Consider the following 20,036-nt stretch of genomic DNA (forward strand, 5'->3'; position numbering starts at 1 on the left):
ATCAACCTGTGGGAGGGGGCTTGCTCCCGATAGGCGTAGCTCAGTCGCTGATGTGTTGACTGATCGACTGCCATCGGGAGCAAGCTCCCTCCCACATTTTGTTTCACTGCTTCAGAACCGTGGAACCGCGCCGATACAACCATTGTCGGCGTTCGAATCGGCCGCTTTGACAACCAAAGAAATTATTAGTGACACAAAAACTGTAACAAATTGACGCCAGGATAGCGCTTAGCCATGATGGCGCCGCCTTTCTGGTCGTGATTGACGTCAGCACTGTCACTAAGCGATCTAAAAAAGCTTTGAATCATACCCTTCAGGAATTAGGTTGTGCGGCAACTCGTCTACTCTGACCGGTTCGCTGTCCTGCAAAGCCTTATTCTCGAATCGTATGAAAAGGGATGAAATAATTCTTTTTGGGTGTATGAGAAACTCATTACCCTGCACGGACCAAATCAACTGTGATTAGACGAAGGTAGTAGACACACAAGGTTACGATTGACTTGTCAGTCACTAACCGGTGCTAATCGCGCATCTGTGGATCGAGGGCGTCAGACCCGCGACCAAAGAAACACAAAAATTAGAAACGAGAGGAGCGGTACATGAAGAAGTCCACCTTGGCTGTGGCTGTAGCTTTGGGCGCAATCGCCCAGCAAGCAGGCGCTGCCGGTTTCATCGATGACAGTAAAGTAACGCTGGGTGTGCGTAACTTTTACATCAACACCGACAACCGTGACGCCGCTGCCGGCACTCCTGCCAACAAGGCCGCTGGTGTACAGAACAAGCAGGAAGAATGGGGCCAGGGCTTCGATCTGCGCTTCATCTCCGGTTACACCCAAGGCACCGTAGGCTTCGGTCTTGATGCCATCGGCCTGCTGGGCATTCGCCTGGATTCGGGCGGCGGCACCAACGGCGCGAGCCCGGCGACCGCTACCAGCCCTGGTTCGTACGGCGGCACTGTGTTCCCGAGCAAGTCCAATGGCGAAGCCGTTGATAACTACTCGAGCCTGGGCCTGACTGCCAAAGCCAAGATCTCCCAGACCGAACTGAAGCTGGGTACGCTGCAACCCAAGCTGCCGGTTATCGTGACCAACGACGGTCGTCTGCTGCCGCAGACCTTCCAGGGTGGCCAGATCACCACCAACGACATCAAGGACCTGACGCTGGTTGCCGGTCAGATCGAAAAGGCCAAGGGCCGTAACTCCAGCAACGTCGACAACCTGTCGATCGCTGGTGCCAACACCCGTGGCGTGAACTGGCGTGACAGCAACAAGTTCTACTACGCCGGTGGTGACTACAAGATCACCAAAGACCTGACTGCCCAGTACTACTACGGCAACCTGGAAGATTTCTACAAGCAGCACTTCCTGGGTCTGACCCACAACTGGGCAATCGGCCCGGGCGTCCTGAAGTCTGACCTGCGTTACTTCCACAGCTCCGATGACGGCAAGAATGGCAGCGAGTCGGCCTACTTCTCGTCGGGCAACTACAGCGGCGTGAACTCCGGTCGTGGCAAGGTTGACAACAACCTGTACAGCGGCCTGTTCCTGTACACCATTGCCGGTCACACCTTTGGTGGTGGTTATCAGGTCAGCAACGGTAACAGCGACTTCCCTTGGCTGAACCAGGGCGACGGTTCGTCGGCTTACCTGACCACCGACATGCAGATCGCCAAGTTCGCCCGTGCCGGCGAACGTACCTGGCAGGCTCGCTACGCGTATGACTTCGCCAAGGTTGGCGTACCTGGCCTGACCGCCGGTATCGTCTACCTCAAAGGTACCGACATCGATACCGTCAACGGCAGTCGTGCCGAGTTCACCGGTCAGTCGGAGTGGGAACGTGACATCACTGTTGCCTACGTGATCCCGGAAGGCCCGCTGAAAAACCTCGGCGTCGCCTGGAAAAACGCCATGTGGCGCAACGATGTTGCCGCAGCGCGCGATCAGGACGAAAACCGTGTAATCGTCAGCTACAGCTACGCATTCAAGTAACAGCGTAAAGCCTTGCCCGGCGCAATGCCGGGCAAGGTGTGTTGCTTCAAGTCGGGCTCAACCCCCGCAAGCCCTTCCTGAATCCCTCTTTGCAGCGTCTCAAGGCCTTCTCGAACCTTGAAATCGATGTTGATCCCCGCCTGCCCCAGCGTCCAGTGAACAGATTTTTAATATTCCTTTATCGTCTGGATAAATCGTTATTTATTCTTTTTAAATAAATGTCGAAGCATGCACAGTGGGCTCCATAAGCACTCACCAGGAGCCATGCCATGAGCCTCAGACTGGGCGATATCGCCCCCGATTTCGAACAGGATTCCAGCGTCGGTAACATTCGTTTCCATGAGTGGCTGGGCGACAGCTGGGGTGTGTTGTTCTCCCACCCAGCCGACTTCACGCCGGTGTGCACCACTGAGCTGGGCTTTACCGCCAAGCTCAAGGACGAGTTCGCCAAGCGCGGCGTCAAGGCCATTGCCCTGTCCGTGGACCCGGTGGACTCCCACCACAAGTGGATCGAAGACATCAACGAAACCCAGCACACCGTGGTCAATTTCCCGATCCTGGCCGACGCCGACCGCAAGGTCTCGGACCTCTATGACCTGATCCACCCCAACGCCAGCGATACGCTCACCGTGCGGTCCTTGTTCGTGATCGATCCGAACAAGAAGATCCGCCTGACTATCACTTACCCCGCCAGTACTGGCCGCAACTTTCATGAAATCCTGCGGGTCATCGACTCGTTGCAACTGACCGACAACCACAAGGTCGCCACGCCGGCCAATTGGCAGGACGGTGATGAGGTGGTGATCGTGCCTTCGCTCAAAGACGAAGAAGAGATCCAGAAGCGCTTTCCCAAGGGCTATCGCGCAGTGAAACCGTACCTGCGCCTCACCCCGCAACCTAACCGCTGATACCGCCATCGCGGGCAAGCCCGGCTCCCACAGTTTGATTGCGTTCCCCTTGGGAGCCGGGCTTGCCCGCGATGGCGTCTGTAAGTACACCACTGAATCAAAGCAGGGGTTTTTCAGGCCGTTTCGACGGCCTTTTTTTTCGTCTGGTGTTCTATAAATTGCATATGTATTTATGGAATAAACAAATGAAAAAATAAGATTTATAGATATATGAATCTGCTGCTAAGGTCTGTTCCATCTTGGCGCTATCGCCCTACGGCGATTCGTCGGCACTTGCTCAAGGAATTCCCGCATGTTGGTCGTAACACTCGGAGGCAGTCCCAGTCAGCGTTCCCGCTCCGGGGTGCTGCTGGAAAAAACCCGTCAGTGGTTGCAAGACAAAGGCGTCGAAGTGGTGAGTTATCAGGTACGGGACTTCCCGGCCGAAGACTTGCTGCATGCGCGCTTCGACAGCCCCAAGGTGGTCGACCTGTTGCAACAGGTGGCCAATGCCGACGGCCTGGTGATTGCCACGCCGGTGTACAAGGCTTCGTTCTCCGGTGCACTGAAAACCGTGCTCGACCTGCTGCCCGAACGCGCCCTGGCGCACAAGGTCGTCCTGCCAATGGCCACCGGTGGCAGCATCGCCCACATGCTGGCAGTGGACTACGCCTTGAAGCCAGTGTTGTCGGCGCTCAAGGCCCAGGAATTGCTGCACGGCATTTTCGCTGAGGACAGCCAGATCGCTTACGGCGAGGGCAGTGCCCAGGCGCAGCTGGTGCCGGTGCTTGAAGCGCGTCTGCGCGAAGCCGTCGAGCAGCTCTACAGCGCCATGGCCCGCCGCCCCAAACCGCTGGATCCCGACGTATTGAATGAACGTTTGTTGAGTGCTCGCTGGAGCATTTAAGCCTCACCCTACATCCGGTAACACTCACCTTACTCAGCCGCCAACGGCCAAGCAGGTGCAGCCAACCCCTCATCGCACTATTTGGAGAGAGCGCCATGCGCACTGTCATCTTGCGTCGTGGTCTGGTCGCACTGTTTGCTGCGGCTGTGTCCTTCGGCGCCTTTGTTAACGCCCAGGCCGCCGAAACCCTGCGGATCGGCTATCAGAAATACGGCACCCTGGTGTTGCTCAAGGCCAAGGGCAGCCTGGAAAAACGCCTGGCCGCCCAAGGCGTGCAGGTGCAATGGACCGAGTTTCCCGGCGGCCCGCAGCTGCTTGAAGGCTTGAATGTCGGCGCCATCGACTTCGGCGTCACCGGCGAAACCCCGCCCGTGTTCGCCCAAGCGGCCGGTGCCGATCTGCTCTACGTCGCCTACGAGCCGCCAGCGCCCACCAGCGAAGCGATCCTGGTGCCCAAGGAGTCGACGATCACATCGGTGGCCGAGCTCAAGGGCAAGAAAATCGTGCTCAACAAAGGCTCCAACGTGCACTACTTGCTGGTGCGTGCTTTGGAAGATGCCGGGCTGAAATACACCGACGTGCAGACCGTATTCCTGCCGCCCGCCGATGCCCGCGCCGCGTTCGAGCGGGGCAGTGTCGACGCCTGGGTCATCTGGGACCCGTACCAGGCCGCCGCCGAGAAACAACTGCAGGCGCGCACCCTGCGTGACGGCACCGGCATCGCCGACAACCACCAGTTCTACCTCGCCACCAAACCCTACGCGCAACAGCACCCCGACGTGATCAAGGCGCTGGTGGAAGAAGTGCGCGCGGTGGGCGAATGGTCCAAGGCCAACCCGCAGGAAGTCACCGCTCAGGTGGCGCCGCTGCTAGGCCTGCCGGCCGACATCACCCTGACCTCAGTGAAACGCCAGGGCTACGGTGCGCTCTTCCTGACCCCGGAAGTGGTCGCCGCCCAGCAGAAAATCGCCGACACCTTCTACCAGCTCAAATTGATTCCCAAGCCCTTGAGCATCAAGGACGTGATCTGGACGCCGCCGGCCACCGTGGCCACCGCGCCGTAATTCGACTTTTTCAGGAGACAACTCCATGAGCCTCACTATTTTCTGGTTCCTGCCTACCCACGGCGACGGCCATTACCTTGGCACTGCCGAAGGTGCCCGCGCCGTCGACCACGGCTACCTGCAGCAAGTCGCCCAGGCCGCCGACCGCCTTGGGTTTGGCGGCGTGCTGATTCCTACCGGGCGCTCATGCGAGGATTCGTGGCTGGTGGCCGCCTCGCTGATCCCGGTGACCCAGCGCTTGAAATTCCTCGTCGCCCTGCGCCCCGGCATCATTTCGCCGACGGTGGCTGCGCGCCAGGCCGCAACCCTGGATCGCCTGTCCGGCGGCCGCGCACTGTTCAATCTGGTGACCGGTGGTGACCCCGAAGAACTGGCCGGCGACGGCTTGTTCTTGAGCCATGAAGAGCGCTACCAGGCCTCGGTGGAATTCACCCGTATCTGGCGTCGCGTGCTGGAAGGCGAAACCGTGGATTACGACGGCGAGCACATCAGCGTCAAAGGCGCCAAGCTGCTCTACCCGCCGATCCAGCAACCGCGCCCGCCGCTGTACTTCGGCGGATCTTCCGAAGCCGCCCAGGACCTGGCCGCCGAGCAGGTGGAAATGGTGCTGACCTGGGGCGAGCCGCCGGCCGCAGTGGCGGAAAAGATCGAGCAAGTGCGCGCCAAGGCCGCCAAACATGGGCGCACCGTGCGCTTCGGTATTCGCCTGCATGTGATCGTGCGTGAAACCAACGAAGAGGCATGGAAAGCCGCCGACAAATTGATCTCCCACCTGGACGAGGCAACCATCGCTCGCGCCCAGGCGTCCCTGGCGCGTTTCGACTCGGTGGGTCAGCAGCGCATGGCCGCCTTGCACGGGGGCAGCCGCGACAACCTCGAAGTCAGCCCCAACCTGTGGGCCGGCGTCGGCCTGGTGCGTGGCGGCGCGGGCACCGCGCTGGTGGGCGATGGCCCGACGGTTGCGGCGCGGGTCAAGGAATACGCGGACCTGGGCATCGACACCTTCATCTTCTCCGGGTATCCGCACCTGGAAGAGTCGTATCGCGTGGCTGAGCTGCTGTTCCCGCACCTGGACATCGAGCGCGCCGAGCCGCCGAAAAGCACCGGCTATGTCAGTCCGTTCGGCGAAATGGTTGCCAACGACATTCTTCCCAAAGCCGCGTCACAGAGCTGAGGGCGCGCCATGAATGTCGAACAATTGAGCCATCGCGTGGCGCCCTGGGTACTGCCGATTCTATTGCTGGCGGTGTGGCAGTTGTCGGTGTCGGCGGGCTGGTTGTCGACGCGTATTTTGCCGGCGCCCAGCGCAGTGATTGAGGCCGGTGTGAACCTGGTGCGCAGCGGCGAAATCTGGACGCACCTGGCCATCAGCGGCTGGCGCGCCGGCCTGGGCTTCGTGATCGGTGGCGGCATCGGCCTAGCCCTGGGCTTTATCACCGGCCTGTCGAGCTGGGGCGAGCGGCTGCTGGACAGCTCGGTGCAGATGATCCGCAACGTGCCGCACCTGGCGCTGATTCCGCTGGTAATCCTGTGGTTCGGCATTGATGAAACGGCTAAGATTTTTTTGGTCGCCCTCGGCACGCTGTTTCCGATCTACCTCAACACTTATCACGGCATCCGCAACGTCGACCCGGCGCTGGTAGAGATGTCGCGCAGCTATGGCTTGTCCGGCTTCAGCCTGTTCTGGCAGGTGATTCTGCCCGGCGCGTTGCCGTCGATCCTGGTGGGCGTGCGCTTTGCCCTGGGCTTCATGTGGTTGACGCTGATCGTGGCGGAAACCATCTCGGCCAGCTCCGGCATCGGCTACCTGGCGATGAACGCGCGGGAATTTTTGCAAACCGACGTGGTGGTGCTGGCCATCGTGTTGTACGCGATCCTCGGCAAATTGGCCGACCTGGCCGCGCGTGGCCTTGAACGGGTATGGCTGCGCTGGCACCCGGCGTATCAAGTGCACAAGGGAGGTGCGGCATGACGGCTCAACAACCTCCACGTCTGCTCAAGGGCATCCCGCTGGCAGTGCGCAAACTACGCAAGTCCTTTGGTGCGCGGGAAGTCCTCAAAGAGATCGATCTGCATATTCCCGCCGGTCAGTTCGTCGCCGTGGTTGGTCGCAGCGGCTGCGGTAAAAGTACGTTGCTGCGCCTGCTGGCGGGCCTGGATAAGGCCAGTGGCGGCCAGCTGCTGGCCGGGTCTGCGCCGCTCGAAGAGGCGATGGAAGACACCCGGCTGATGTTCCAGGAAGCGCGGCTGCTGCCGTGGAAAAAGATCATCGACAACGTGGGCCTGGGTCTCAAGGGTAACTGGCGCCCCAGGGCGTTGGACGCGCTGGAGGCGGTGGGCCTGGCCGAGCGTGCCGATGAATGGCCGGCGGCCTTGTCCGGCGGGCAGAAGCAACGGGTGGCGCTGGCCCGCGCGCTGATTCATCAGCCGCGCCTGCTGTTGCTCGATGAACCGCTGGGCGCGCTGGATGCCCTGACCCGCATCGAAATGCAGCAACTGATCGAAAACCTCTGGCAAAAGCATGGCTTCACCGTATTGCTGGTGACCCACGACGTCAGTGAAGCGGTGGCGATTGCCGATCGGGTGATCCTGATCGAAGACGGCGAAATCGGCCTGGACCTCACCGTCGACCTGCCGCGCCCACGTGCCCGTGGCTCACATCGCCTGGCTGCACTGGAAGCCGAAGTGCTCAACCGCGTGCTGTCCCTGCCCGGCGTGCCGCCGGAGCCCGAACCTGTTTCACCGCTGCCGACGCAATTGCGTTGGGCTCAATAACCCACACAGGAAAAACACCATGACTATCAAAGCCATCAACGTGCGCAACCAGTTCAAGGGCACCATCAAGGAAATCGTGGTCGGCGACGTGCTCTCGGAAATCGACGTGCAGACCGCCTCGGGCATCGTCACGTCGGTGATCACCACGCGCTCGGTCAAAGAGCTGGAACTGGTGATCGGCAGTGAAGTAATCGCCTTTGTGAAATCCACTGAGGTGTCGATTGCCAAGTTGTGAGTGGCGTCGCTTGTGAGATCGCTATCGCAGGCAAGCCCGCTCCCACACTCGACGGTGTTCACACATCAACATGTGGGAGCGGGCTGGCCCGCGATGAGGCCCGTTTGGGCAAATACTGCGGCAAGTAGAGCCCCACATACGCATCAAACACCCGTATCCCTTCCTCCGCCATGCGCGGCGTGATTCGCCCATGCTGATGCACCGAGCGCGCATATACGCGGTCGCTCAACTCCAGCGCCAGGGCAAATACATCCATATCGGTGGGTAGCGTTGGCACTTCAAAGTGGCGGTTGAACACGGCCAGCATCAGATCCCCCAACTCCAGATCATGCTGACGGTCGGCCTGGGTCACTTCAGTGAGCCCGTGCTGGGTGAGGATCAACTGGCGCGCGACAGCATCGTGCTCGTAGATGCTGAGCATGCGCTGCTCGACCACAGAGGACAGGTCGCGCCATTGCTTGAGTGAGTCATGCTCGATGGGCGCCTCGATGGCCGCACGGAAAGCCGCGTGCACATCTGCCGTCAGCGCTTGCAGTAACGCAGGCACACTGGCGAAAAAGTGGTACACCGACGACGCCGGAATCTGCGCGCGCTTGGCCACGCTGTAGATCGACAACCCGGCCACGCCTTCGGCTGCCAGCAAAGTGCGGGCGGCGTCGAGGATCACGTCGATCCGTGCCTGGCTGCGAGCGCGGGGTTTGCGAGTGGCGGCGGGGTGGGCGGGCATGGAAGTCTCCTACAAGGCAGCAGGCATTGTATGAGCAGGAAGGTGTGTTGTCTGCCAGGGTCTAGGCAAGCCAGCTCCCACCTTTGAATGTATTCACAAATCAAAATGTGGGAGCTGGCTTGCCTGCGATGGATACACCTCGGTCGCCCGGAAGAAACCCATAAAAAAACGCCGCAAGCCAAAAGCCTGCGGCGTTCTCTCAATACAACCAACGCTTACACGGTATGCAGGTACCAGTTGTATTCAAGGTCGGAGATGGAGTGTTCAAACTCTTCCAGCTCACTTTCCTTGCAGGCGACGAAAATATCGATGTATTTGGGATCGATGTACCGCGCCATCACTTCACTGTCGTCCAGCTCGCGCAAGGCATCGCGCAGGTTGTTCGGCAGGCTTTGTTCGTTCTGCTCGTAGCTGTTGCCCTCCACCGGCGCATTCGGCTCGATCTTGTTGGTCAGGCCGTGGTGCACGCCCGCCAGGACCGAAGCCATCAGCAGGTAAGGGTTGGCATCGGCGCCGGCCACGCGGTGCTCGATACGCACCGCATCGGACGAGCCGGTGGGTACGCGAATCGCCACGGTGCGGTTGTCCAGGCCCCAGCACGGCGAGTTCGGCACGTAGAACTGTGCGCCGAACCGACGGTAGGAGTTGACGTTCGGGCACAGGAACGCCATCTGGGCGGGCAGGGTCTCGAGCACACCGCCGATCGCGTGACGCAATGCGGCGTTCTGCTCGGGATCCTCGCTGGCAAAGATGTTCTTGCCGTCTTTGTCCAGGATCGAAATGTGTACGTGCAACCCATTGCCTGCCTGGCCCGGGTAAGGCTTGGCCATGAAGGTGGTGTCCATCTCATGGTCGTAGGCGATGTTTTTGATCAGACGCTTGAGCAGAACCGCGTAGTCGCAGGCCTTGATCGGGTCGGCAACGTGGTGCAGGTTCACTTCGAACTGTGCCGGGGCACTTTCCTTGACGATGGCGTCAGCCGGGATGCCTTGCTCTTTGGCACCTTCCAGAATGTCCTGGAGGCAGTCGACGTATTCGTCGAGGTCGTCGATCAGGTAGACCTGTGTCGAGTGCGGGCGTTTGCCGGAGATCGGCGAGCGGGGCGGTTGCGGTCGGCCGTTCACGTTCTCCTGGTCGATCAGGTAAAACTCAAGTTCGAAGGCGGCGCAAATGGTCAGGCCAAGATCGTCGAACTTGCTCACCACCTGGCGCAGGACTTCGCGAGGATCGGCGAAGAACGGTTCACCTTCAAGTTCGTGCATGGTCATCAGCAGTTGCGCGGTGGGGCGCTTTTGCCAGGGTTCATTACACAGGGTGTCGGGGATCGGATAACAGATTCGGTCAGCATCACCGATGTCCAGACCCAGGCCGGTGCTTTCCACCGTCGAGCCGTTGATATCCAGGGCAAATAAAGAGGCAGGCAGGTTAATGCCCTTCTCGTAAACCTTGTGGAGGCTGGTGCGTTCGATGCGCTTGCCGCGCACCACACCATTCATATCCGCAATTAGAAGGTCTACGTACAGAACCTCAGGATGATCCTTAAGGAACGCGTTCGCTTCGTTAAGCTGAACGGCACGCGGGGGTACCGACATGATGCAACACCTTTGTTGTTAAAAATATCAATCATTGATCTTTTCTGGTTTCAGTCAACCCGAACGGCATGCCGAAGTCAAGCGAGGCCTTTTTTGCCCTGAAAAAGCGCCGAGTGGCCTTTTTTGGGGCTTTTTGCGGCGTTTTTTTGGGTTTGAAAGGCTATGCAGTCGCAGGCTAAAGCGGGCCGTGTTGTATTTTTTACGGGGGTGTTGTGTAAAAAAATGAACAAGGCTAAGCTCGATTCAAACCCATAACAGCAATAATACCGGGGTGCTTCATGTCTCTCCTGCCGCCACTCGGCGTCTCGACGCGCATCAGACAAGTCTTGTCATCTGTCCATTTATTCCTCGCGAAACACCGCGAACCGGCCAATATTCTTGACGCCCGGACCGGCCTCTTTTTTGCCTCCTCGTTTGCACCGCTGCAGCAAATGGCAGGTAAGCTCCCAACCTGAACGAAAAAACGACGCGGATGCTGCGTCAACCAACGCCTGGCCTTTAATGGACGCCAGGAAACCCAGCCCAGAGGCATTTATGAGTAACAACCTCGACCAGCTCACCGATTGGTTGAAAGACCACAAGATCACAGAAGTCGAATGCATGATTGGCGACCTCACCGGTATCACCCGGGGCAAGATCTCGCCGACCAACAAGTTCATCGCCGAAAAAGGCATGCGCCTGCCCGAGAGCGTGCTGTTGCAGACCGTGACCGGCGACTATGTCGAAGACGACATCTATTACGAATTGCTCGACCCGGCCGACATCGACATGATCTGCCGCCCCGACCAGAATGCGGTGTACCTGGTGCCCTGGGCCATCGAGCCCACCGCCCAGGTGATCCACGACACCTACGACAAGCAAGGCAACCCCATCGAGCTGTCGCCGCGCAACGTGCTCAAGAAAGTGCTCAAGCTCTACGCCGACAAAGGTTGGCAGCCCATCGTGGCGCCGGAGATGGAGTTCTACCTGACCAAGCGCTGCGAAGACCCGGACTTCCCGTTGCAACCGCCGATTGGCCGTTCCGGGCGCCCGGAGACCGGCCGCCAGTCCTTCTCCATCGAAGCGGCCAACGAATTCGACCCGCTGTTCGAAGACGTCTACGACTGGTGCGAACTGCAGGAGCTGGACCTCGACACCCTGATCCACGAAGACGGCACCGCACAGATGGAAATCAACTTCCGTCACGGCGACGCGCTGTCCCTGGCCGACCAGATCCTCGTGTTCAAGCGCACCATGCGCGAAGCCGCGCTCAAGCACAACGTGGCCGCTACCTTCATGGCCAAGCCCATGACCGGCGAGCCGGGCAGCGCGATGCACTTGCACCAGAGCATTATCGACATCGCCACCGGCAAGAACGTCTTTTCCAACGAAGACGGGACCATGAGCCAGCTGTTCCTCAACCACATCGGTGGCCTGCAGAAATTCATCCCCGAATTGCTGCCGTTGTTTGCGCCCAACGTGAACTCGTTCCGCCGCTTCCTGCCCGACACCTCGGCGCCGGTGAACGTGGAGTGGGGTGAAGAAAACCGCACCGTCGGCCTGCGCGTACCGGATGCCGGCCCGCAGAACCGCCGCGTCGAAAACCGCCTGCCGGGCGCCGACGCCAACCCGTACCTGGCGATTGCCGCCAGCCTGCTGTGTGGCTACATCGGCATGGTCGAGCAGCACAACCCCAGCGCGCCGGTGGTGGGCCGAGGTTACGAGCGCCGCAACCTGCGGCTGCCGTTGACCATCGAAGACGCCCTGGAACGCATGGAAAACAGCAAGACCATCGAGAAATACCTCGGGCAGAAATTCATCACCGGCTACGTCGCCGTCAAGCGGGCCGAGCATGAAAACTTCAAGCGCGTGATCAGTTCGTGGGAGCGGGAGTTCCTGCTCTTCGCCGTCTGATGCGCCGGGCGCGCCGTGCACACGGCGCGCCCTACACCGAACCAGGAGACCGGTATGTCCAGCAACAACCCGCAAACCCGTGAATGGCAAGCCTTGAGCAACGATCACCACCTGGCGCCGTTCAGCGACTTCAAGCAATTGAAAGAGAAAGGCCCGAGGATCATCACCAAGGCCCACGGCGTTTACCTGTGGGACAGCGAAGGCAACAAGATCCTCGACGGCATGGCCGGCCTGTGGTGCGTAGCTATTGGCTACGGTCGCGATGAATTGGCCGACGCTGCCGCCAAACAGATGAAAGCACTGCCCTACTACAACCTGTTCTTCCAGACCGCCCACCCGCCGGCCCTGGAGTTGGCCAAGGCCATCGCCGATGTCGCGCCCGCCGGCATGAATCATGTGTTCTTCGCCGGCTCCGGTTCCGAAGGCAACGACACCATGTTGCGCATGGTCCGCCACTATTGGGCGATCAAGGGCCAGCCGAACAAGAAAACCATCATTAGCCGCAAGAATGGCTATCACGGTTCCACCGTGGCTGGCGCCAGCCTTGGCGGCATGACCTATATGCACGAGCAGGGCGACCTGCCGATCCCGGGCATTACCCACATTGCGCAGCCGTACTGGTTTGGCGAAGGTGGCGACATGAGCCCGGAGGCGTTCGGCGTGTGGGCCGCCGACCAACTGGAAGCCAGGATTCTGGAGCTGGGCGTGGACAACGTCGGCGCCTTTATTGCCGAGCCGATCCAGGGGGCCGGTGGCGTGATCGTGCCGCCTGCGACCTACTGGCCGCGCATCAAGGAAATTCTGGCGAAGTACGACATTCTGTTTGTCGCCGACGAAGTGATCTGTGGCTTCGGCCGTACCGGTGAGTGGTTCGGCAGCGATTTCTACGGGCTCAAGCCGCACATGATGACCATCGCCAAGGGCCTGACCTCGGGCTACATCCCCATGGGCGGCCTGATCGTGCACGACGACGTGGTGGCGGTGCTCAATGAAGGCGGTGATTTCAACCACGGCTTCACCTATTCCGGGCATCCGGTGGCGGCGGCGGTGGCGCTGGAAAACATCCGTATCCTGCGCGATGAGAAAATCATCCAGCGTGTGCAGGCTGAAACGGCACCGTATTTGCAGAAACGCCTGCGGGAACTGGCTGATCACCCTCTGGTGGGCGAAGTGCGTGGTGTGGGCATGCTCGGTGCCATCGAGCTGGTGCAGGAAAAGGCCACTCGCAAGCGTTATGAAGGCCGCGGCGCGGGCATGATCTGTCGCACCTTCTGCTTCGACAATGGCCTGATCATGCGCGCCGTGGGCGACACCATGATCATTTCGCCGCCGTTGGTGATCAGCCAGGCCGAAATCGACGAGTTGGTCACCAAAGCGCGCAAGTGCCTGGACCTGACCTTGGCCCAATTGCAGGGCTAAGTGCTAGTCTCCGCAGGCAGCAACTTACGCAGGCTGTGGCGATTAAAGAAAAAAATTTGGAGCATCAAAATAATGAAGGCATCAGGTTTGAAAAACGCTGGCAAGACCCTTCTCGCCTTATCCTTGATGGGCGCAATGGCGGGCGCGGCCCAGGCAGACAGCAAAGTGCTGCACGTGTACAACTGGTCCGACTATATTGCACCGGACACCATCGCCAACTTTGAAAAAGAGTCGGGCATCAAAGTGGTGTACGACGTGTTCGACAGCAACGAAACCCTGGAAGCCAAGTTGCTGGCAGGCAAGTCCGGCTACGACATTGTCGTGCCGTCGAACAACTTCCTCGCCAAGCAGATCAAGGCCGGTGTGTACCAGGAACTGGACACGTCCAAGTTGCCCAACTACAGCAACCTGAACAAATCCCTGCTCAAGGCCGTGTCGGTCAGCGATCCGGGCAACAAGCACGCATTCCCCTACATGTGGGGCTCGATCGGCATCGGCTACAACCCGGAGAAGGTGAAGGCTGCGCTGGGCGTGGACAAGATCGACTCGTGGGACGTGCTGATGAAGCCGGAAAACATCGCCAAGCTCAAAAGCTGCGGCGTGAGCTTCCTCGACTCGCCAACCGAAATGCTGCCGATTGCCCTGCATTACCTGGGCCTGCCAACCGACAGCCAGAAGAAAGACGACCTCAAGCAAGCCGAAGCGCTGTTCCTGAAGATCCGTCCTTCGATCGGCTACTTCCACTCGTCCAAGTACATCTCGGACCTGGCCAACGGCAACATCTGCGTAGCCGTGGGTTACTCGGGTGACATCCAGCAGGCCAAGTCCCGCGCGGCCGAAGCCGGTGGCAAGGTCAAAGTGGCCTACGACATTCCCAAGGAAGGCGCCGGCAGCTTCTTCGACATGGTCGCCATTCCCAAGGATGCCGAAAACGTCGATGCCGCCTATAAGTTCATGAACTACCTGCTCAAGCCGGAAGTGATGGCGTCGATCACCAACAGCGTGCGTTTCCCGAACGGTAACGAGAAGGCTACCGCACTGGTCGATAAAGACATCACCAGCGACCCGGGCATCTACCCGCCAGCGGACGTGCAAGCCAAGCTGTATGCGATTGCCGACCTGCCGGCTGCTACCCAGCGCGAGATGACCCGCAGTTGGACCAAGATCAAATCGGGCAAGTAAGCCCTGCTGCCTGTGGGAGGGCGCAAACGCCCTCCCACACATTAATTAAATGAAAGAAAGTTTTGCCGGATCGATTTATCGAAGGTAAGTTGCGCGCCGGTTTTGTTGCCGGGCAACAACTTCAGGGCCAACTATTGAAGAGGACCTCCACTTGCCAATTTCTTTATTTCGCAAAGCCTTGCTGGTGGGTGCAGGTATCACGCTGGCTGTCAGCGTGCAGGCTGCACCCACCGTGCATATTTATAACTGGTCGGACTACATCGGTCCCGACACCCTGGCCAACTTCGAAAAGGCCACCGGCATCAAGCCCGTGTACGACGTGTTTGATTCCAACGAAACCCTGGAAGGCAAGCTGTTGGCCGGCCGCACCGGCTATGACGTGGTGGTGCCGTCCAACCATTTTCTGGGCAAGCAGATCAAAGCCGGGGCGTTCCAGAAGCTCGACAAGTCACTGTTGACACACTACGCCAACCTCGACCCGGCCCTGCTCAAACGCCTGGAAAAGAATGACCCGGGCAACGCGTACGCCGTGCCGTACCTGTGGGGCACCAACGGCATCGGCTACAACGTCGATAAAGTGAAAGAGGTGCTGGGCGTCGACCATATCGATTCCTGGGCAGTGCTGTTCGAGCCGGAAAACATGAAGAAACTCGCCAGCTGTGGCGTGTCGTTCATGGACTCGGCGGATGAAATGCTGCCGGCGGTGCTCAACTACATGGGCCTTGACCCCAACAGCACCAACCCTGCCGATTACAAGAAGGCCGAGGAAAAGCTGTTCAAAGTGCGGCCCTACGTGACCTATTTCCACTCCTCCAAATACATCTCGGACCTGGCCAACGGCAATATCTGCGTGGCGGCCGGTTTCTCCGGCGACGTGTTCCAGGCCAAGGCCCGCGCGGCCGAGGCAGGCAAGGGCGTGAACATCGCCTACGCGATTCCCAAGGAAGGCGGCAACCTGTGGTTCGACGTGTTGGCGATTCCCAAGGATGCCACCAACGTCAAAGAGGCCCACGCCTTCATCAACTATTTGCTGCAACCTGAGGTGATCGCCCAGGTCAGTGATTACGTCGGTTACGCCAACCCCAACCCGGGGTCGGACACGCTGATGGAGCAATCGATACGCACCGACGCAGCGGTTTACCCACCGCAGGCGGTTCTCGACCGGACATTCGTCAACTTCGAGCTACCCCCGAAGGTGCAACGCTTGATGACCCGTAGCTGGACCAAGGTCAAGACGGGCAAGTAGCGCTCAACTTATCCAGGGTTCGCCCGCATTGGGCGAGCTGCACTCTTTTTTTGGGAGTTTCGTAAATGGCTGTTGCCTCCGGCGCCTACAAGAAAGCCCTCGAGGGCGACCAGACACCGAAAAAGGTGCTGGTCAAAATCGACCGGGTCACGAAGAAGTTCGACGAGACGATTGCCGTGGACGATGTGTCCCTGGAAATCAAGAAAGGCGAGATCTTCGCTTTGCTCGGCGGTTCGGGGTCGGGCAAGTCCACCCTGCTGCGCATGCTCGCGGGTTTCGAGCGTCCGACCGAAGGCCGCATCTACCTCGACGGTGTGGACATCACCGACATGCCGCCCTACGAGCGGCCGATCAACATGATGTTCCAGTCCTACGCCTTGTTTCCGCACATGACCGTGGCGCAGAACATCGCCTTCGGCCTGCAGCAGGACAAGATCCCCAAGGCCGAAGTCGATGCCCGTGTGGCCGAGATGCTCAAACTGGTGCAGATGAGCCAATATGCCAAACGCAAGCCGCACCAGTTGTCCGGCGGCCAGCGTCAGCGTGTGGCCCTAGCCCGTTCTCTGGCCAAGCGCCCGAAGCTGCTGCTGCTCGATGAGCCAATGGGCGCGCTGGACAAGAAACTGCGCTCGCAGATGCAGCTCGAGCTGGTGGAAATCATCGAGCGCGTCGGCGTGACCTGCGTGATGGTCACCCACGACCAGGAAGAGGCCATGACCATGGCCGAGCGCATCGCGATCATGCACCTGGGCTGGATCGCGCAGATCGGCAGCCCGATCGATATCTACGAAACGCCGACCAGCCGTCTGGTGTGCGAATTCATCGGCAACGTCAACATCTTCGAAACCCAGGTGGTGGACGACGCCGAAGGCCACGCGGTGCTCAAGTGCCCGGACCTGGACCGCGATATCTACGTGGGCTACGGCATCGCCACCTCGGTGGAAGACAAGTCGGTGACCTACGCCATCCGCCCGGAAAAACTGCTGGTCACCTCCGAGATGCCAACGGGCGAACACAACTGGTCCAGCGGCAAGGTGCACGACATTGCCTACCTGGGCGGCCACTCGGTGTTCTACGTGGAGCTGCCGAGCGGCAAGCTGGTGCAGTCCTTCGTCGCCAACGCCGAGCGCCGTGGCCAGCGCCCCACCTGGGGTGATCAGGTATACGTGTGGTGGGAAGACGACAGCGGCGTGGTACTGCGCTCATGAACACCAAAAAACTCAAGCGGCTCTTGAACCGCCTCGTCCCCAATGGCAAGCAGGTCGTCATCGGGATTCCGTTCCTGTGGCTGTTCCTGTTTTTTGCACTGCCGTTTTTCATCGTACTGAAAATCAGCTTTGCCGAAGCCGATGTGGCGATCCCGCCGTACACCGAGATCTACACCTACGTCGAGCAGAAGCTGCAAGTGGTGCTGAACCTGGCCAACTACAGCTTGCTGGCGGGCGACGAACTGTACATCGCCGCCTACCTCGGCTCGCTGAAAATGGCGTTTTTCAGTACGCTGCTGTGCCTGTTGATCGGCTACCCGATGGCCTACGCCATCGCCACCGCGCGCAAAGAGATGCAGACCGTGCTGGTGCTGCTGATCATGATGCCGACCTGGACCGCGATCCTGATCCGCGTGTATGCGTGGATGGGCATCCTCAGCAACAACGGGCTGCTCAATGGCTTCCTGATGTCCATGGGGCTGATCAGCGAGCCGCTGCAGATCCTCAACACCAACATTGCGGTGTACATCGGCGTGGTCTATTCGTACCTGCCGTTCATGATCCTGCCGCTGTACGCCAACCTGGTGAAGCACGATCAGAGCCTGCTGGAAGCCGCATCGGACCTCGGTTCGAGCACCTTCAACAGCTTCTGGAAAATCACCGTGCCGCTGTCCAAGAACGGCATCATTGCCGGGTGCATGCTGGTGTTTATCCCGGTGGTGGGCGAGTTCGTGATTCCGGAACTGCTCGGCGGCCCGGAAACCCTGATGATCGGTAAAGTGCTGTGGCAGGAATTCTTCAATAACCGTGACTGGCCGGTGGCGTCCGCCCTGGCGGTGGTGATGCTGGCGATCCTGATCGTGCCGATCATCCTGTTCAACCGCAGCCAGGCCAAAGAGCTGGAGGGCAAGATATGAAGCGCTTTCGTTTCTCCAGCTTCATGCTGGTCGCAGGCTTGTTGTTCATCTACCTGCCGATGTTGATCCTGGTGATCTACTCGTTCAACGAATCCAAACTGGTAACGGTGTGGGGCGGTTGGTCGGTCAAGTGGTACGTGGGCCTGCTGGACAACACCCAACTGATGGGCTCGGTGGCGCGCTCGCTGGAGATCGCCTGCTACACGGCGGTGGCGGCCGTGGCGTTGGGCACCCTGGCGGCCTTCGTGCTGACGCGCATCAGCCAGTTCAAGGGCCGCACGCTGTTCGGCGGCCTGGTGACCGCGCCGCTGGTGATGCCCGAAGTGATCACCGGTCTGTCGCTGTTGCTGCTGTTCGTGGCCATGGCGCAACTGATCGGTTGGCCCCAGGAGCGTGGCATCGTCACCATCTGGATCGCCCACACCACGTTCTGTGCGGCGTACGTGGCAGTGGTGGTGTCGGCGCGGCTGCGTGAGCTGGACCTGTCGATTGAAGAGGCGGCGATGGACCTGGGCGCGCGGCCGTGGAAGGTGTTCTTTCTGATCACCATCCCGATGATCGCACCGTCGCTGGCGGCGGGCGGCATGATGTCGTTTGCACTGTCGCTGGACGACCTGGTACTGGCCAGCTTCGTGTCGGGGCCGGGTTCGACCACCTTGCCGATGGAAGTGTTCTCGGCGGTGCGTCTGGGGGTCAAACCCGAGATCAACGCCGTGGCGAGTTTGATTCTGCTGGCGGTGTCGCTGGTGACGTTCCTGGTGTGGTTCTTCAGCCGGCGCGCCGAAGAGCATCGCAAGAAGGCGATCCAGCAAGCCATCGAAGAAGCAGCGGCGGATAGCTGGCAACAGCCGGACAAGCGTCGGGCGCCGGCTCCGGTTTAGAATGTGGGAGGGGGCTTGCTCCCGATTGCAGGGTGTCAGTCAATTGTGGGAGCGGCGGTTCGACGATTCGATTTGCCCGCGAAGGCGACCGTGGGCCGCAGCGCTGGGCCATCCCTGGCCCAGCGCGGCTAACCCGGCGGCCTGAGAGCGGGCCGGTATGGGGTGTGAACGCGATCAAATGTGGGAGCTGGCTTGCCTGCGAAGGCGGAGTCCAGCAAACATTGATATTGACTGACCCACCGCCTTCGCGGGCAAGCCCGCTCCCACATGGGATGTGCGCTTAACTGGCAAGCCCATTCCCACATTTAATTACATTTCAAGTTGATTACGCTGCCCACGGCGACGTGCGAATCACCTGCACAAAATTCGTCGGCTTGAACCCCGGCACCTGGTCCAGCAGAACATCGGTCTTTACGTTGCCAAACGTGGTCTGCGGACGATGGCGCAAGCCGTCGGCAAATGCGCAGATGATGCACTCCTTGAACCCCTCACCGCGTGGATGCGCATGCACCACAGCCTCGCGCTGCGCGCTGCTGAACGCGGCGTAGTCCATGCCCAGCACGTCCATTTCCACACCGGCGGTTACCAGCGCCACCGTGGGGCGCAGATGCTGCGGCACCCCCGGGGTTGTGTGCAGGGCGATGGACAGCCATACCTGCTCGATATCGTCATCGCTCAGTCCGTAAGGCTTGAGAAATTTCGCCGCCGCATTGGCCCCGTCCACTTCGAAGCGCTCGTCGTCGCTGCGATGGCCTTCCATCAAGCCCAGGTCATGGAACATCGCGCCGACGTACAGCAGCTCAGGGTTGTACGCCAACTGCTTGCGTTCACCGCTCAATGCGCCAAACAGGAACACCCGGCGCGAGTGGTGGTAGAGCAGGTCTGTTTCGATGTCGCGGATATACTCGGTAGTGGCCTTGGCCAGGGCGCTGTCGGGGATCTTGATGCCGGCGATGGTAGTGGTCATGGTGGTTCTCCTGTGGAATGCATCCAGTCTGGTCGCGCGCCCACGAAGCGGCCAGGGTGACGAGGGTGCGATCCCGGCCAATCTGGCGCGACATCGTGCCAAGGCGTACACGATCAAATGTAGGAGCTGGCTTGCCTGCGATAGCATC

General features: G+C 59.9%; 18 protein-coding genes. 15 read left to right on the top strand and 3 right to left on the bottom strand.

Annotated features, from left to right (window positions below):
- The first annotated feature begins 599 nt into the window (after positions 1–599).
- The 8 genes from TU75_RS02005 to TU75_RS02040 all read left to right on the top strand — a co-directional run bounded on the left by TU75_RS02005 (position 600) and on the right by TU75_RS02040 (position 7,856).
- Positions 600–1,988, top strand: coding sequence for an OprD family porin (locus TU75_RS02005; protein ID WP_003234775.1), 1,389 nt, complete (start codon positions 600–602; stop codon positions 1,986–1,988).
- Between the two features lie 269 nt (positions 1,989–2,257).
- Entirely contained in the window at positions 2,258–2,896 is a 639-nt protein-coding gene (locus TU75_RS02010) for a peroxiredoxin (RefSeq protein WP_003234773.1), read from the top strand.
- A 292-nt stretch (positions 2,897–3,188) separates the two neighbouring features.
- A complete protein-coding gene (gene ssuE / locus TU75_RS02015; RefSeq protein WP_003234770.1) occupies positions 3,189–3,782 on the top strand; it encodes an NADPH-dependent FMN reductase in 594 nt (197 codons plus the stop codon).
- Between the two features lie 95 nt (positions 3,783–3,877).
- Positions 3,878–4,846, top strand: coding sequence for a sulfonate ABC transporter substrate-binding protein (locus TU75_RS02020; RefSeq protein WP_060548067.1), 969 nt, complete (start codon positions 3,878–3,880; stop codon positions 4,844–4,846).
- A gap of 25 nt (positions 4,847–4,871) precedes the next feature.
- On the top strand, positions 4,872–6,020 hold the full coding sequence (ssuD, locus tag TU75_RS02025) for an FMNH2-dependent alkanesulfonate monooxygenase (RefSeq protein ID WP_003234766.1): 1,149 nt from the start codon (positions 4,872–4,874) through the stop codon (positions 6,018–6,020).
- A 9-nt stretch (positions 6,021–6,029) separates the two neighbouring features.
- Complete coding sequence (gene ssuC, locus TU75_RS02030; protein ID WP_060548068.1) at positions 6,030–6,818, top strand: aliphatic sulfonate ABC transporter permease SsuC; 789 nt, start codon at positions 6,030–6,032, stop codon at positions 6,816–6,818.
- Positions 6,815–7,621, top strand: coding sequence for an aliphatic sulfonates ABC transporter ATP-binding protein (gene ssuB, locus TU75_RS02035; RefSeq protein WP_060548069.1), 807 nt, complete (start codon positions 6,815–6,817; stop codon positions 7,619–7,621). Before ssuC ends, ssuB begins: the two co-directional genes overlap by 4 nt.
- Before the next feature lie 19 nt (positions 7,622–7,640).
- A complete protein-coding gene (locus tag TU75_RS02040; protein ID WP_003176783.1) occupies positions 7,641–7,856 on the top strand; it encodes a TOBE domain-containing protein in 216 nt (71 codons plus the stop codon).
- Between the two features lie 58 nt (positions 7,857–7,914).
- On the opposite strand, the gene TU75_RS02045 is transcribed toward TU75_RS02040, so the two are convergent.
- Positions 7,915–8,583 carry a TetR/AcrR family transcriptional regulator gene (locus tag TU75_RS02045; RefSeq protein ID WP_060548070.1) on the bottom strand — a complete coding sequence of 223 codons (669 nt, stop codon included), beginning with the start codon at positions 8,581–8,583 and terminating at the stop codon, positions 7,915–7,917.
- Positions 8,584–8,798: 215 nt separating this feature from the next.
- Complete coding sequence (locus TU75_RS02050; RefSeq protein WP_003234758.1) at positions 8,799–10,175, bottom strand: glutamine synthetase family protein; 1,377 nt, start codon at positions 10,173–10,175, stop codon at positions 8,799–8,801.
- 534 nt (positions 10,176–10,709) lie between these two features.
- On the opposite strand from TU75_RS02050, the gene TU75_RS02055 reads away from it, so the two are divergent.
- The 7 genes from TU75_RS02055 (at position 10,710) to TU75_RS02085 (ending at position 18,921) form a co-directional block, all read left to right on the top strand.
- Positions 10,710–12,068, top strand: a complete 1,359-nt coding sequence (locus TU75_RS02055; protein WP_003234756.1) for a glutamine synthetase family protein — start codon at positions 10,710–10,712, stop codon at positions 12,066–12,068.
- A gap of 54 nt (positions 12,069–12,122) precedes the next feature.
- On the top strand, positions 12,123–13,487 hold the full coding sequence (locus TU75_RS02060) for an aspartate aminotransferase family protein (RefSeq protein ID WP_060548071.1): 1,365 nt from the start codon (positions 12,123–12,125) through the stop codon (positions 13,485–13,487).
- Positions 13,488–13,574: 87 nt separating this feature from the next.
- Positions 13,575–14,669, top strand: coding sequence for a polyamine ABC transporter substrate-binding protein (locus TU75_RS02065; RefSeq protein ID WP_003234753.1), 1,095 nt, complete (start codon positions 13,575–13,577; stop codon positions 14,667–14,669).
- A gap of 151 nt (positions 14,670–14,820) precedes the next feature.
- Positions 14,821–15,915, top strand: coding sequence for a polyamine ABC transporter substrate-binding protein (locus TU75_RS02070; protein WP_060548072.1), 1,095 nt, complete (start codon positions 14,821–14,823; stop codon positions 15,913–15,915).
- Between the two features lie 65 nt (positions 15,916–15,980).
- Complete coding sequence (locus TU75_RS02075; protein ID WP_003234749.1) at positions 15,981–17,123, top strand: ABC transporter ATP-binding protein; 1,143 nt, start codon at positions 15,981–15,983, stop codon at positions 17,121–17,123.
- Positions 17,120–18,040 carry an ABC transporter permease subunit gene (locus TU75_RS02080; RefSeq protein WP_060548073.1) on the top strand — a complete coding sequence of 307 codons (921 nt, stop codon included), beginning with the start codon at positions 17,120–17,122 and terminating at the stop codon, positions 18,038–18,040. The genes TU75_RS02075 and TU75_RS02080 overlap by 4 nt, the downstream gene beginning before the upstream one ends.
- On the top strand, positions 18,037–18,921 hold the full coding sequence (locus tag TU75_RS02085; protein ID WP_060548074.1) for an ABC transporter permease subunit: 885 nt from the start codon (positions 18,037–18,039) through the stop codon (positions 18,919–18,921). The genes TU75_RS02080 and TU75_RS02085 overlap by 4 nt, the downstream gene beginning before the upstream one ends.
- A 325-nt stretch (positions 18,922–19,246) precedes the next feature.
- Here TU75_RS02085 and TU75_RS02090 read toward each other — a convergent pair whose 3' ends face one another.
- Positions 19,247–19,888, bottom strand: a complete 642-nt coding sequence (locus TU75_RS02090) for an HD domain-containing protein (RefSeq protein WP_060548075.1) — start codon at positions 19,886–19,888, stop codon at positions 19,247–19,249.
- Between the last annotated feature and the right edge of the window lie 148 nt (positions 19,889–20,036).

It is taken from the genome of Pseudomonas poae, from assembly GCF_001439785.1.
Taxonomy (GTDB): domain Bacteria; phylum Pseudomonadota; class Gammaproteobacteria; order Pseudomonadales; family Pseudomonadaceae; genus Aquipseudomonas; species Aquipseudomonas poae.

Bases quoted from the DNA above. Each gene is read 5' to 3' on its own strand.
- TU75_RS02005 (WP_003234775.1), top strand. From the start codon at position 600: ATGAAGAAGTCCACCTTGGCTGTGGCTGTAGCTTTGGGCGCAATCGCC.
- TU75_RS02010 (WP_003234773.1), top strand. From the start codon at position 2,258: ATGAGCCTCAGACTGGGCGATATCGCCCCCGATTTCGAACAGGATTCC.
- ssuE (WP_003234770.1), top strand. From the start codon at position 3,189: ATGTTGGTCGTAACACTCGGAGGCAGTCCCAGTCAGCGTTCCCGCTCC.
- TU75_RS02020 (WP_060548067.1), top strand. From the start codon at position 3,878: ATGCGCACTGTCATCTTGCGTCGTGGTCTGGTCGCACTGTTTGCTGCG.
- ssuD (WP_003234766.1), top strand. From the start codon at position 4,872: ATGAGCCTCACTATTTTCTGGTTCCTGCCTACCCACGGCGACGGCCAT.
- ssuC (WP_060548068.1), top strand. From the start codon at position 6,030: ATGAATGTCGAACAATTGAGCCATCGCGTGGCGCCCTGGGTACTGCCG.
- ssuB (WP_060548069.1), top strand. From the start codon at position 6,815: ATGACGGCTCAACAACCTCCACGTCTGCTCAAGGGCATCCCGCTGGCA.
- TU75_RS02040 (WP_003176783.1), top strand. From the start codon at position 7,641: ATGACTATCAAAGCCATCAACGTGCGCAACCAGTTCAAGGGCACCATC.
- TU75_RS02045 (WP_060548070.1), bottom strand. From the start codon at position 8,583: ATGCCCGCCCACCCCGCCGCCACTCGCAAACCCCGCGCTCGCAGCCAG.
- TU75_RS02050 (WP_003234758.1), bottom strand. From the start codon at position 10,175: ATGTCGGTACCCCCGCGTGCCGTTCAGCTTAACGAAGCGAACGCGTTC.
- TU75_RS02055 (WP_003234756.1), top strand. From the start codon at position 10,710: ATGAGTAACAACCTCGACCAGCTCACCGATTGGTTGAAAGACCACAAG.
- TU75_RS02060 (WP_060548071.1), top strand. From the start codon at position 12,123: ATGTCCAGCAACAACCCGCAAACCCGTGAATGGCAAGCCTTGAGCAAC.
- TU75_RS02075 (WP_003234749.1), top strand. From the start codon at position 15,981: ATGGCTGTTGCCTCCGGCGCCTACAAGAAAGCCCTCGAGGGCGACCAG.
- TU75_RS02080 (WP_060548073.1), top strand. From the start codon at position 17,120: ATGAACACCAAAAAACTCAAGCGGCTCTTGAACCGCCTCGTCCCCAAT.
- TU75_RS02085 (WP_060548074.1), top strand. From the start codon at position 18,037: ATGAAGCGCTTTCGTTTCTCCAGCTTCATGCTGGTCGCAGGCTTGTTG.
- TU75_RS02090 (WP_060548075.1), bottom strand. From the start codon at position 19,888: ATGACCACTACCATCGCCGGCATCAAGATCCCCGACAGCGCCCTGGCC.